13 protein-coding genes are annotated in these 12,691 nt (G+C 59.6%); 5 read left to right on the forward strand and 8 right to left on the reverse strand.

Going from position 1 to position 12,691, the window contains the following annotated elements:
• Window positions 1-15 precede the first annotated feature (15 nt).
• Window positions 16-1,320, reverse strand: coding sequence for an MFS transporter (locus NGM28_RS17000; RefSeq protein WP_252090845.1), 1,305 nt, complete (start codon window positions 1,318-1,320; stop codon window positions 16-18).
• 396 nt (window positions 1,321-1,716) lie between these two features.
• On the opposite strand from NGM28_RS17000, the gene NGM28_RS17005 reads away from it, so the two are divergent.
• The gene (locus NGM28_RS17005) at window positions 1,717-2,568 is read left to right on the forward strand and encodes a hypothetical protein (RefSeq protein WP_252090846.1); all 852 of its coding nucleotides are present in this window, start codon (window positions 1,717-1,719) and stop codon (window positions 2,566-2,568) included.
• Window positions 2,565-3,506 (forward strand): DUF1848 domain-containing protein, encoded by a 942-nt coding sequence (locus NGM28_RS17010; protein ID WP_252090847.1) that lies wholly within the window; start codon window positions 2,565-2,567, stop codon window positions 3,504-3,506. The genes NGM28_RS17005 and NGM28_RS17010 overlap by 4 nt, the downstream gene beginning before the upstream one ends.
• Window positions 3,507-3,520: 14 nt before the next feature.
• On the opposite strand, the gene NGM28_RS17015 is transcribed toward NGM28_RS17010, so the two are convergent.
• Window positions 3,521-3,721 carry a hypothetical protein gene (locus NGM28_RS17015; RefSeq protein ID WP_252090848.1) on the reverse strand — a complete coding sequence of 67 codons (201 nt, stop codon included), beginning with the start codon at window positions 3,719-3,721 and terminating at the stop codon, window positions 3,521-3,523.
• Between the two features lie 211 nt (window positions 3,722-3,932).
• On the opposite strand from NGM28_RS17015, the gene NGM28_RS17020 reads away from it, so the two are divergent.
• A complete protein-coding gene (locus NGM28_RS17020) occupies window positions 3,933-4,820 on the forward strand; it encodes a hypothetical protein (protein ID WP_252090849.1) in 888 nt (295 codons plus the stop codon).
• 115 nt (window positions 4,821-4,935) lie between these two features.
• Here the strand turns inward: NGM28_RS17020 and NGM28_RS17025 are convergent, their stop codons facing one another.
• The 3 genes from NGM28_RS17025 to NGM28_RS17035 form a co-directional block, all read right to left on the reverse strand.
• The gene (locus tag NGM28_RS17025; RefSeq protein WP_252090850.1) at window positions 4,936-5,568 is read right to left on the reverse strand and encodes an SEN1982 family lipoprotein; all 633 of its coding nucleotides are present in this window, start codon (window positions 5,566-5,568) and stop codon (window positions 4,936-4,938) included.
• Window positions 5,569-5,699: 131 nt separating this feature from the next.
• The gene (locus NGM28_RS17030) at window positions 5,700-6,776 is read right to left on the reverse strand and encodes a hypothetical protein (protein WP_252090851.1); all 1,077 of its coding nucleotides are present in this window, start codon (window positions 6,774-6,776) and stop codon (window positions 5,700-5,702) included.
• On the reverse strand, window positions 6,773-8,386 hold the full coding sequence (locus NGM28_RS17035) for an AAA family ATPase (RefSeq protein ID WP_252090852.1): 1,614 nt from the start codon (window positions 8,384-8,386) through the stop codon (window positions 6,773-6,775). Before NGM28_RS17035 ends, NGM28_RS17030 begins: the two co-directional genes overlap by 4 nt.
• 232 nt (window positions 8,387-8,618) lie before the next feature.
• Between NGM28_RS17035 and ppk2 the strand changes: the two genes are divergently transcribed.
• Window positions 8,619-9,437: a polyphosphate kinase 2 gene (ppk2, locus tag NGM28_RS17040; protein ID WP_252090853.1), complete on the forward strand. Its 819-nt coding sequence runs from the start codon at window positions 8,619-8,621 to the stop codon at window positions 9,435-9,437.
• 82 nt (window positions 9,438-9,519) lie between these two features.
• Here the strand turns inward: ppk2 and NGM28_RS17045 are convergent, their stop codons facing one another.
• A complete protein-coding gene (locus tag NGM28_RS17045) occupies window positions 9,520-9,672 on the reverse strand; it encodes a hypothetical protein (protein ID WP_502943867.1) in 153 nt (50 codons plus the stop codon).
• Window positions 9,673-9,753: 81 nt separating this feature from the next.
• The gene (locus tag NGM28_RS17050; protein ID WP_252090854.1) at window positions 9,754-10,716 is read right to left on the reverse strand and encodes a ribonuclease Z; all 963 of its coding nucleotides are present in this window, start codon (window positions 10,714-10,716) and stop codon (window positions 9,754-9,756) included.
• A gap of 173 nt (window positions 10,717-10,889) precedes the next feature.
• Here NGM28_RS17050 and NGM28_RS17055 point away from each other — a divergent pair, with 173 nt between their 5' ends.
• On the forward strand, window positions 10,890-11,906 hold the full coding sequence (locus tag NGM28_RS17055; protein ID WP_240062782.1) for a transporter: 1,017 nt from the start codon (window positions 10,890-10,892) through the stop codon (window positions 11,904-11,906).
• Here the strand turns inward: NGM28_RS17055 and NGM28_RS17060 are convergent.
• Window positions 11,857-12,690 (reverse strand): phosphatase PAP2 family protein, encoded by an 834-nt coding sequence (locus tag NGM28_RS17060; protein ID WP_252090855.1) that lies wholly within the window; start codon window positions 12,688-12,690, stop codon window positions 11,857-11,859. The two genes, NGM28_RS17055 and NGM28_RS17060, sit on opposite strands and share 50 nt — an antisense overlap.
• Window position 12,691 lies beyond the last annotated feature (1 nt).

Genomic DNA, 12,691 nt, shown 5'->3' on the forward strand with positions numbered 1-12,691 from the left:
CCGGCGAACCATTGCTCAGTGTGTGTCAGGCCGTGGCGCTGGCGCCGCTGCGCCGCCATCCATCGCATCCAGCGTCGGATGCTCCTGCGCCGCCTGGCGCAGATCCTCGGTCACCCGCAGCTCGGCCCCGCTCGGCGAGAAGGTCGCGGTTGGCGCGAACGGGGCAGGGTGTTCAGGTGCCGGGCGCTTGCCGCGACGCCAGAGGAAGAAGCCGACCATGGCCAGGTTGATCACGGCAAAGGCCCAGAACAGGCCGACTTCGCCATAGGAGGTCATCATCGGCGCGATGGCCAGCGGCGCCATGGCCGAGCCCAGCGAGTTGATCAGCAGCAGGCCTTGGATCATTGGTACCAGGGCATCGGCCGGTGCCCGGTCGGCCGCGCTGCTGACCGCCACCGGGTACAGCGCGAACACGCCGCCGCCCAGCAGGAACAGCAACGCCGGCAGCAGCACGGTGTCGGTGGGCAGCAGCACGATCAGCACCGACAACACGACGCACGCGGCGGCCAGGGTGATCAGCACGTCCTGACGGTCCTTGCGGTCGGACCAGCGCCCGACCGGGTATTGCAGCAGCATGGCGCCGAGGATCACCCAGGCCATCATGTCGCCGATCTCGCCGATGTCCAGGCCGATGCGCTGCAGGTACAGCGGCAGCAGGGCATAGATGCCCGCGATGGCGACGCCCGAACCGAAACAGCCGACCAGCCCGGTGGGCGCCACGCCCAGCAACTGGCGTGGTTTGAGCGGCTCGACCTGGTCCAGCAGTGGCGACACCCGCGGCAGGATCACGATCGGCAGCACCGACAGGGTGGCGAGCATGCCGGCGAGCATGAAGGGCGCGGTATCGCCCCAGCTGGTGATCTCGCCGAGGGTGGCCTGGGCGATCACCCCGGCGCCGTAGAAGGCGATCATGTACAGCGCCAGCAGGCGGCCACGGATCTTGGCGTCGCCGGCCAGCAGCAGCCAGCTTTCGATCACCAGGAACACGCCCACCGCGGCCCAGCCGTTGAGCAGGCGCAGCACCGACCACCAGGTGGTGTCGTAGAACAGCCCTTGCAGCAGGATGGTCGCGCCGATCAGCGCGGCGAAGCTGCTGTAGGCGCGGATATGGCCGATGCGCAGGATCAGCCGGTCGTTGAACACCGCACCGAGCGTCAGGCCGATGAAGTAGGCCGAGGACACCACGCCGATGGTGGTAGCCGACTCGCCGGCGGCGCCCAGGCGCAGGGTGGTCAGGGAAGACATGAAGCCATTGCCCAGGGCAATGATGAACAGGCCGAGCAGGGGTGCCAGCGCCATCGCCAGCAAACGCGGAGACATACGTACCTCAAGGTTGGAAAACGCGGATGTGCGCCTTTTCGGCTACAGCCGGCGAGCCGGATAGGCTGCGACCTTGGCAAGGGTCAACCGCTGGGCCTGTTGCGAAAAAGGCCGGGCGGGGGCGGTTGAGCCTGGTGCACATGGGCGATGTGGCGAGGCACGGACGCGGTCCTTGCGGGTGCTGGCCACCGGGTTGGGCGACGGGCGAAAAGGAAGCGCGATTTTACGGGCTGTGGGGGATTTGCCAAGGGGGACGAGGCTGCGGCGAGAGGACGCAGGGAAAGTGTCAGGTGCTCTGTGAAGTGATAATCGTTAACTAATTGGCCATTTTTAGTGATGGCAGGTTGATATCGTTTTCGATAGCATGGGTTTTTACGTACTCAAGGAGAGCAGGGCGTGAACTACAATGCGGCATTCGTTGACGAGTTGCTTGGCAATTTCCATGCATCATTTCTTAAGAACGAACACAAGTGGTGTGATTTTGCTCGCGTCAACCCGGAGGGGGATGCCTATCGAAAATGGGTTTACCAGAAGCTTTATACGCTTCGCTACTTCCCTGCGTATTATCTTGAATATTGCGTGCTTGCCGAAAAACTGAAGGCGCGCTTGGGGCAATATGATGAATGTCTTCAAGTGGCGTCCTTCGGGTGTGGCATTTGCCCGGATTACTATGCTTTGCGGGACAATCTTGGCGAAATAGAATTTGAGTATACCGGTTATGACAGCTGCCGTTGGTCTATGCGGAAACTGGTGCCGAAAGACAACAGTGACAACTTGTCTTTTTGCCACCTGAATATTGGGGCGCTCGACAGTGTTGATCTGGACGACGTTGACGTTTTTATCTTTCCCAAGTCGATTGGTGACATTGCTCGCAGTGGCGGGCTGGAACGTTTGGCGCGCTTAATTGCCCGCACCGAGAAGAAACGGGTGTTCTTCTTGAACTCATTCATTTCGAGTGGGCGCAACGAAAAATCCATTGACCTGTCATGCTTCGATGGCGTGCACGAGGCTTTGATCAAGTCCGGTTTTGGCACTGAAGATGATCGGAGTAAAACCTCTTATGAGGGGGGCGCGTTCGATGTCGGCCTGGTACGGGTCTCGTCGGATTTCAATTACCCTGAACGATTGATGATCAATTGCGAAAGGGAGGGTAGCTCATTGCTCTGTGAAGGATGTAACGTCATCAAACGACCCGTTATGAGGAACCGCTTCATGGAGTACCAACTGCTCGAGTACACCCGCCCATGATCATCAGCGCCAGTCGCCGCACCGACATCCCCGCCTTCTATGCCGACTGGTTCATGAACCGTGTCCAGCAGGGTTTCCTGCTGACCCGCAATCCGTTCAATTATCACCAGATCTCCCGGGTCTCCCTCGACCCGGCCGATGTCGACGCCATCGTGTTCTGGACCCGCAACCCCCGCCACCTGATGAAATCACTGGACACCCTGGACGCTCGCGGGCTGCGTTACTACTTCCACTACACGATCACCGGTTATCCCCGTGCCATTGAAAAGTCCGTCCCGCGGCCGATGGATGCGATCCGCTGCTTCATCGACCTGAGCCAGCGCGTGGGCCCTGGCAAGGTGATCTGGCGCTACGACCCGATCCTGGTGTCCAACCTGATCGACCTTGCCGAGCACAAGCGGCTGTTCGCCAAGATCGCCGGCCTGCTGGCAGGGCATACCGAGCGGGTGGTCATCAGCTTTGCCGACTTCTACAAGAAGACCAGCAGCAACCTGGCCAAGGTTGAGGGGTTGATCTGCTCCGATGTACTGGCCAGCCCCGACGCACTGCTCGACCTTGCCCACTACATGGCCCAGGTCGCACAGGCGCATGGCATGCAGATACAGAGTTGCGCCGAAGAAGTGGATACCGACGCAGCGGGCATCGCCCATGGCAAGTGTATTGATGACCGACTGCTGGCGGACTTGTTCGGTATTACGCTCAAAGGCACCAAGGACGTCGGCCAGCGTGCGGCCTGTGGTTGTATCAAGAGCGTCGATATCGGTGTCTACAATACCTGCCTGCATGGTTGCGCGTACTGCTATGCCACGTTCAACCATGAGAAGACGCTTGCCCAGCGTCAGCAGCACGATCCTGCCAGCCCCTTCCTCATTGGTGGTACGGAAGGGGTATCGCCAGGTTTGCTGGAGCCGCGCGTAAAGCAATCAACACTGTTTTGAGGCAAGCGGAGCGGTCAGCTCGATGAGTCGGTGGTGGGGGCCTGGTGCTGATCTTGCTGGGGCTTTTCTTTGGCCACGACCTCCTGGGCCTGCTGGCGTTGCAGGGCCCATTGCTCGCTGCGTTCCTTGAGGCGGTCGGCTCCACCTTCAGCGAACACCATGGTCGTCGAAGTCGTGGCCACCAGTGCGAGGGCGTAGAGCAGGGGCTTCATCATCGTCATCACCAACATGTGGTACCGGCATGGTCGTTGAGCGACCTGTCGACGGGCATGATGGCGTGGCAGGATTTTCCCGGGATTAAGGGCAGCATGGCAGCCGCCAACGAAAAACACTGAATCAATGCTCACGGGAAGCGAATAGATCGGCATAATGGCCTTGCGCCATGTCGCGTGATCCTTTCAGTGCCTGAGGAGAACACTGTCATTCATGAAGTACGACAGCCAGTTCGTCGACCGCGTGCTTGAGCGGTTCCACAAATCGTTCAACAGAAGCGCGCACCGTTGGTGCGAATTCTCTCATGATGGCCTTCGTGCGCAAGCCTACCGCAGCACGATCTATCAAAAACTCTACGTGCTTCGATATTTTCCCGCCTATTACCTCGAGTATTGCATCCTGGCGAGCCTGCTGAAGAGGCGTTTGGGTGATGCCTACAGTAGCGTCCAGATCGCCTCCTTCGGCTGTGGCGTCTGCCCCGATTTCCATGCGCTGAAAGCAAATCTGGAGGGGCTGGATTTTGACTATATCGGCTATGACAGCTGCCAGTGGTCCACGCGCAAGCTGATCGCGCTGGAGGAGTCGGACAGCCTCGGGTTTCAGCACGTGCATATCAAATCGCTCACGCCGGTCGATTTGGATGAGGTGGATGTATTTATTTTCCCGAAGTCGATCAGCGACCTGGGCCAGACAGGAGGCCTGGAACATCTGGCCGAGACCATCGCCGCGACAGAGAAACATCGCGTCTTCTTCCTCAATTCCTTTGTATACGGTGGAGGAGACCGTGACGATTCGGACCTGCGACGATTTGACATCATCCATGCTGCACTGGAGCGCAAAGGTTTCATTACATTGGATGATCGGGAAACCACGCATATCGGCAGAAAGGGGATGGGCCGGGGCCGCAGCTTACGCGCTATCACGCATGACTATGCTTACCCGCAAGCGCACTTCATCACGTGTGCTCGCAAGGGCTCCAAGGCTGAGTGCCAGGGGTGCAACGTCGTGAAGTACCCGGTGGTAACCAACAACTTCATGGGCTTTCAATTACTTGAGTACAACCGCCTTTCCCCAGCACGGGACCTTGGTTGGTGGCGCTGAGCACGAAGGTCACTTGTCGAATGCCAAGGCTATGCCTGAAGCACCATCGTTGAAGTGAATCCGGCCGCAGGACGGCCGGGCGTAAATGTGATGCTCGCGGTTTCGGGGTGTTGGCTCAATTGACCAGCAGCTGCTCATGCACCCAGCCATGAGCGGTGCGGATCATCGCGGCGGAGTCCTGCAACGGTTTCTGCGCTCCGGATGCAGCCTGGTCCAGACCTACGATGGCCGCCCGCACGACGGGGGTAGAGGCCCAGGCAGGGAGATCACTCACGATATAGCTGTAGCTCACTCGCGACACCACCCGGTCATCGACTTTGGCTGGTTTGCTGGCATCGTCGAGCGCGGTGATATCGGCTCTGCCAAAGCACAGGCCGCCCACCTTGCTGCCGTCATTGCGTTTGAACGCGTCGGCCCGGTAGTACTTGCGGCCTTCCTCGGTCAGGTCGTAAGCGTAGTAGATGTCGGTACGCGCCGGTTGCCACAGGCGCTCGGGAACTTCGGTGCGAGCAATCTCCCGCTCACTGACTACACCCACCTGGGCCAGGGCATGCAATGCCTTGTTCAAGCCTTCGACATCGAAGTCACGGGTGCGGGTAGGGAAGGGAGTAATCACGAAACAGCGCGGATACTGGGTATCAAGCCAAGCCTGGGCGGCCCGGCGCAGATCGGCCTGGGTGGTGTCCTGGCCGTCGGAGCAGCCGATGAGGGTGGCCAGCAGGGCCAGGGGGATGAGCTTCCTGTCCATCGTAAGGCTTCCTTGTGGTATCAGTTGCGGGGTCGAACTCCGGGCTAGCCGGCGGGTCTGGATTAGAACCTGCGGGCCAGAGCGGTTGCAATCATGGCAAGACGATATGCCCGGCTTGGAAAGCGAGTGTTTCAGGACTCCAGATAATCCAGTGTCTGGTTGACGTCGAACATCTTGACGATGTCCCGGTGAAACTTTGCATAGGGATGCGCCATAATTTCCTCCTTTTTTTTACGAACGCCGAAGTCCTTCAGGCGTATGGCAAGCAGGCCGCGCTCCACGTCATCTTGGGTGCCGCCATAGAGCAGATGCGAATAGTCAGAAAGTATGACCACCAAGTCACGCGCCCTGGACAACGTTAGGCTTTTCCTATAGCGCTCTTCGAGTTTGAGGTCTGTCACTAGGGCATCCGACGTGCCGGAAGATGCTGTGAGGTGCACCTGCTCAATGTGTGGGGTCTGCAAAACGCCATGATTGAGCTTGAAGGTGTAGTGGGTATCGAAGCATCGATCAAAGGGGTGAATGTGACTGGTGACAGTAAACGGCACAGCCCCCTTGGTGGTGTGGTTGCAGGCGCGGCAGGAAGGAATATGGTTGTAGAACGATAGCGCCAGGTAAGGGTGCAAAAGCTTGGGGTAAAAGTGGTCGATGTCGCACAACATGATCTCATATGAGTCATCTGTGCCTTCGTCAAGTTCGACGATTTGAATCGCGTTGGCATTGCAGTATGGGCATGCAGCCTCGCCAAATCCAAGTGCTTGGTAACGCGCTACGCAATGAGCGCTTTGTCGGTAAAGGTCATAGCGGAAAACATCCGAGAGCAACAATTTTCCGAAAGCGGTGGCGACCGTCTTGCCATCTTTGACGTAGTGAAGATCGCCGGGCTGAAGGTAGTTGTCGACTGCCGCGATGACAGCATCCAGTTCGCTCGGTTTCGCGCAGATAATACGTTTCATATTGACCGGGTCGGCCAGATAGTTTGCGTATTGCAAATGGCGGGCGGCCGTCACAGTACCCACCTCTTTTTTATGTGCTGGCGAACTGACAAGGGTAACCAACTGCTCAGCTCTGTACATCAAGGAGAATTTTCCGTATTGGCTATTTGGCAATACGGGATTCAAGTCAGACCACAAGCGTTCAACCATGTTATCCAAGAACAGCGACGCGTCGGCGTGCGCGTTGGACAGGTAGGTTTTTATGTTGATCATGATTGCCCCAGCGTTTGATCCACATGGTGGAGTATCAATGTGTCGTCAATTATGGAGCGCGCGCGCGTCAGTTCCAGCTTGTCGGATTCGGTCAACATCGGCTTGTCGAGTATCTCCAGGATCGTTCGCACGTACTTGGCCGACAGGTTGCCGGTTCTCTGCCCTGTGAGGCCAAAGGCAGACCTGTAGATTTCATGAATATTGGCCCCAAAGGTTTTCAGACGAGCCGGCATTTGCCCGGCTGAGAGCGTCTCAACGCATTGGTGAGGCAAATCACTTATCAAGATAGGGGAGTGTGTCGTGACAATGATCTGGACCGTGCCACCCGAGAGCGTTGGCAAAGTGGTGATGAGCTTCTCCACGAATTCGACTTGCCACTGGGGGTGCAGATAAAGGTCACCTTCGTCGACACAAACGAGGGTCGTGCTTCCCCGTTGGGCATGCTGCCCGCGCTGTAAACAGTTCCAAATTGTTCCAAACATGTTCATGTAAGCTTTCTGCCCGGAGCTGATGCCTTTCCAGGAAACTGCGCTGTATCGAACAGACTGAAGTATGCATCCAAAGTATCGGTAAATTTCAGTGGCTTCAGGTATGTAGGACAGGGTAAAGTTATGTCGAGTTTTTGAGGCGCTATTGTCGGGGGCGAAGTGCCAGTCAAGGAAAAGATTATGGAGTATCTCAAGGGTTCCCAGTAAATCGGACATCAGGAACTGTTTGTTCCAGTGAGCGGAACGATCTGAACTGAAATAATGCTTGGTAAGTGCGGAGATTAGGGCGTCGACGCCATTGGCATCAGCGGGGTGCGCCGCAATGATAGGCTTAATGACAGCGGGGAGTTCACCGTACTCCCTGAAATTTATTGATAATGTCGCGAGAAACGATATTTTGATCACGTGAACGGCTGCTTTTAGCTTGTCTAGGCTTTTGGCGCGCCGTGCGCTGCGCAAAAAGTTGATTAACCCATGGAATTCTGGAGGTGCGGCGTTGTCGATGTCGGGGAATGACAAGGTTCTATCAAGTTTTACCTCGATGCCGGGCGGCGGCTCAAGCGCAAGTGCTTTGAATTCTGACGAGGTTATGAATGTTAAATCATTTATAAATTCTGATTCTTCATTGCCTCTTTGTCGTGCCAAGGTCCTCGGGTTGTTCTTATTGTTGACGGAAACGTCGAGCACCTCATCACCAAGGTCCAGGTAGTTCTTGTCGAACACATTCGAAAAATATACGACTTTCAGGGCTTTCAGCTGTGCATCATTTGTCTGGTGGATGATTTCAAAATCAGCCTCAGGCGTTGATGCTGTAGAGGAAATGCAGTGAACGCTTCCGCGCTCCTGATAAATGACCAAGAATTCACAGGGCACGCTGTCGCTGGACTTCAGGACGCGGCATATCAGATCAAGTGTATTGGTTTTGCCGGCACCGTTGACGCCGAGTATGCCGGTAATGTTCTCGATGCTTTCGCCGAAAAAATCAGCGGGTAGCGGCGCCTTCTCCGTCCGTGAAAGTCGATTTTCGACGGAGTCGTACTGGTATTCAAATGTGCTGTCGAGGTTGACGCCGTGACGTGTAAGGCCTTTGAATTCCTTGGCCCATAGGTAGCAAATTTTCATCCAGAAGTGCTCGATCAAAGGCAAATAAGGCTCGACGCCTTTGTCGTTTCCGACGTGCAGTGTGTCGAGCCAATGAAGAGGTCGGGCACATTAGAGCCCAACCCTCACAGCCTCGCAACAACGACTCCGGGCCGTTCGCGGTAGTGGGCAAGCAAAGTCGATACGTTCATCCATACTTCCCTGACCCGTCACGGTGCACCGTGGCAATCGGCAACTACCGAGGGATCAGACGATGGCCAAGGCCGTAGGCAAGCAGCGCAAGGGAGGCAGCACGGGGAAACTCGGACGCAAGGATTATGAAAGCGAACTCAAGCGCCTGCACGTGGAGCTGGTGAAGCTGCAACAGTGGGTGGTGGAGAAGGGCCTGAAGGTGTGCATCGTCTTCGAAGGGCGCGATGGCGCCGGCAAAGGCGGCACGATCAAGGCCATCACCGAGCGGGTCAGCCCGCGGGTGTTCCGGGTGGTGGCGCTGCCGGCGCCGACCGAGCGGGAAAAGACCCAGATCTACGCCCAGCGCTACCTCACCCACCTGCCGGCCGCCGGTGAAGTGGTGATCTTCGACCGCAGCTGGTACAACCGCGCCGGCGTCGAGCGGGTGATGGGCTTTTGCAGTGACGAACAGGCGCGCAAGTTCCTCACCGTGGTGCCGATGTTCGAACGGATGATGGTCGAGTCGGGGATCATCCTGATCAAGTACTGGCTCGAAGTCAGCGCCGAGGAGCAGGCGCGGCGGCTGCAGGACCGCATCGACGATGGTCGCAAGCTGTGGAAGCTGTCGCCGATGGACATCAAGTCGTATACCCGCTGGGATGAGTACACCCGCGCCCGCGACGAGATGTTCGCCGCCTCGGATTCATCCTGGGCACCGTGGTACATGGCGCGTTCGGAAGACAAGCGCAAGGCGCGGCTGAACATTATCAGTCACTTCTTGCAGCAGATTTCCTACAAGGATTTAAGCCAGGCGCACAGGGTCACGCTGCCCAAGCGCGGCAAGATCGGTAAATACAAGGCTGCGCCTTATCCGTTCAAGATGGTCGCGGAGCGGTTCTGAACCTGTAGGAGCGGCTTTAGCCGCGATCACCCGCGAAGCGGGTGCCACCACCGTGGTGCCTGCATCGCGGCTGAAGCCGCTCCTACAAGACCTCGACCAGCCGGCCATCGCGCCCCAGGTGATAGCGCTGCAGATCCTGCGCCAGGACCAGATTGCCGTGGTAATGCGTCACCGCTTCTTCGCGTACATCCTCGATCGAGCTGCCACGTGCCGCGCCAGCGCCCTGATACCGCACGCTGTAGGAGCGGCTTTAGCCGCGATCACCCGCGAAGCGGGTGCCACCACCGTGGTGCCTGCATCGCGGCTGAAGCCGCTCCTACAAGACCTCGACCAGTTGCCCATCGCGCCCCAGGTGATAGCGCTGCAGATCCTGCGCCAGGACCAGATTGCCGCGGTAATGCGTCACCGCTTCTTCACGTACATCCTCGATCGAGCTGCCACGTGCCGCGCCAGCGCCCTGATACCGCGCGCTGAAGTGGGTCAGCACCAGGTTCGGCACCCGTGCCGCCTCGGCAAACCGCGCCACCGCGGCGGCGGTGCTGTGGCCGAAGGTGGCCTGGGCACGCTCGACCACAGGCTCCGTAAAGGTCGACTCGTGCACCAGCACGTCCACACCTTTGGCCAGCTCGGCCAGCAGCTCAGGGCGGTCGTTGTCGCCACAGACGATGATGCGTTGCGGCGGGCGCTGGGGCTGGAGGTAGTGCTGAGGATCCAGCTGGCGTCCTTCATGCTCCACCGTCATGCCACGGGCCAGCTGGCCCCACAGCGGCCCGGCCGGCACGCCGTCGGCCTGCAGGCGTGCGGTATCCAGCCGTGGCTCGGGGTCCTGTTCATCGAACACGAAACCGTAGGACGGCACGCGGTGGGACAGCTCGACCTTGCCGACCTGGAGATTGCCGCAGGCAAAACCGTCGAACGTTTCGAGGGCCTGCAGTTGCAGCTCGAACGGCAGGTAGGTATCGCTGACCGCCAGGCCCTGGCGCACCCAGTCGTGCAGGGCGGTGGGCATGATCAGCGGCAGCGGCGCCTTGCGCCCGGACATGCCCGCGCTGGCCAGCAGCCCCGGCAGGCCGAAGCAGTGGTCGCCATGGACATGGGTGATGAAGATCGCGCGCAGGTCGCGCATCGACAGCGGGCTGCGCAGCAGCTGGTGCTGGGTGCCCTCGCCGCAGTCGACCAGGTACCAGCCGTGGCCGGTGGATTCGATGACGGCGGTTGCGCTTACATTGCGGGCCTTGGTGGGCACACCGGAGGAGGTGCCCAGAAACTGCAGGTCCATTGCCTGACTCCTTGACGTTTACGACGCGCCGCATTGCGCGGCGCGCGCGGAGGCTAGCACGACCGCGGCCGCGAGCAAAGCCGATCGGCGCCGCAGGCAGGGCCGTGAAACTGTCATGCGCTTGTCATGAGGCTGACTCTAGGATGCCAGGACACTTCCGGATCGCATCGCGCATGCCCAACGCCACCATGCCACACCACGAAGCGGACCTGCACGGCCTGCTCTACGCCTATGTGTTCCGCCCCGGCCTGCCGGGCCGCGAACTCGACGCGGCGCAAGCGACGGCTCGCCTGCTCGCGCCAGACCACAGCGACGAGTTCCTCTGGTTGCACCTGAACCTTGCCCATGCCGCTTGCGAGCGCTGGATGAAGAGCAACCTCGATCTGCCGGAAACCTTCTTCGAGACCTTGCGCGAGGGCTCGCGCTCCACGCGCATCGAGCATGTCGACTCAGCCTTGCTGGCGGTGGTCAATGACTTGGTGTTCAGCTTTGGCCTGGTGTCTTCCGACGTCTCCACCCTGTGGGCCTGCGCCCGCAGCCGGCTGCTGGTCAGCGCCCGGTTGCAGCCATTGCATTCGGTGGACGAGCTGCGTTCCTCGGTGAAACGCGGGGAATGCTTCGGTTCCACGGTGGAACTGTTGGTGCATCTGGTCCGCGACCAGAGCGACCTGCTGACCCAGGTGGTGCGCGAAACCACGCTGAAGGTCGACCGCATCGAAGACCAGCTGCTATCACTGCGTTTGAGCGACAACCGCGCCGAGCTCAGCAGCCTGCGCCGCGTGCTGGTGCGCCTGCAGCGCCTGCTGGCGTTGGAACCCGGTTCGTTGCTGCGCCTGCTCAACCGCCCGCCCGAATGGCTGGGCGAGCAGGATATCCGCCAGCTGCGGGCCTCCACCGAGGAGTTCTCGGTGATCATCAACGACCTGACCAGCCTGGTGGAGCGAATCAAGCTGTTGCAGGAAGAGATCGCCGCCAAGCTCACAGAGGAGAACAACCGCACGTTGTTCACCCTGACCGTGGTGACGGTGCTGGCCTTGCCGATCAACATCATCGCCGGCTTCTTCGGCATGAACGTCGGTGGCGTGCCGCTGGCGGACGACCCTCACGGTTTCTGGGTGCTGGTGGCGCTGGTGGTGACCTTCACGGTAATTGCAGGGCGCTGGGCGTTTCGCAAGCGCGGGGACTACTGACCTCGGTGGCGGCCGACGCTTGCAGCGCCGGTCGGCCGTAGAACACCAGCGCCGTGCCCCAGCTGGTCAGCCAGACGAAAATCCCGGCCCAGAACGTGTGGGACATGTAGTGCCAGCCTTGCAATACCCGGGTGGTGCCATAGATGAAGCCGACCACGAGGATTGCCAGCAACAGCTTGCGGGCGTGTGGCCAGCGGTGGCGCAGGGCGACGAAGTACAGGGCCAGCAAGGTGAAACCACTGGAAGCATGGCCGCCCGGCCAGCAGCGGCCTGGCCCGGCCTTGTCCAGCCAGGTGAACTGCTGGTACCACTCCAGGTGCGCCTCGTTGCCGCCGTACAGGGTGGTTTCCACGGGGCAGTAAACGCCGGTGTGGCTCTTGAGGTAATGGATGACGCCGGTGCACAGGGCAAAGGCCACCACGACATACAGGAAGTCGCGCCGGTGATTGGCGGTAAAGCGCAGCAGCGGTGCGACGCGGATGCCTTCGACGGCGCGGGTCGCTTGCGCGGAACGGCGCAGCAACGGCCACAGCAGTGACAGCAGCAGGCCGATGACCGCTAGCTCGCCGGTCCAGTCCGGCAGAATCCGCGGCCACTTGTGGGTGGCTTTCTCGAACCAGGCATTGTGCTGGAAGACGAACTGGCCGGTCGCGGGATCCAGTAACAGGTTGCTGATCCAACGGTCCAGGCTGGTCAGGTCGAACAGCACGAACACCAGCGCCGACAGCAGCAGCGGCAGGCCGAAGTTGTTCAGGTAGAAACGCGAACGCGGTGTGAATGGCATG

It is taken from the genome of Pseudomonas sp. MWU13-3659, from assembly GCF_023757525.1.
Classification (GTDB): Bacteria; Pseudomonadota; Gammaproteobacteria; order Pseudomonadales; family Pseudomonadaceae; genus Aquipseudomonas; species Aquipseudomonas entomophila_E.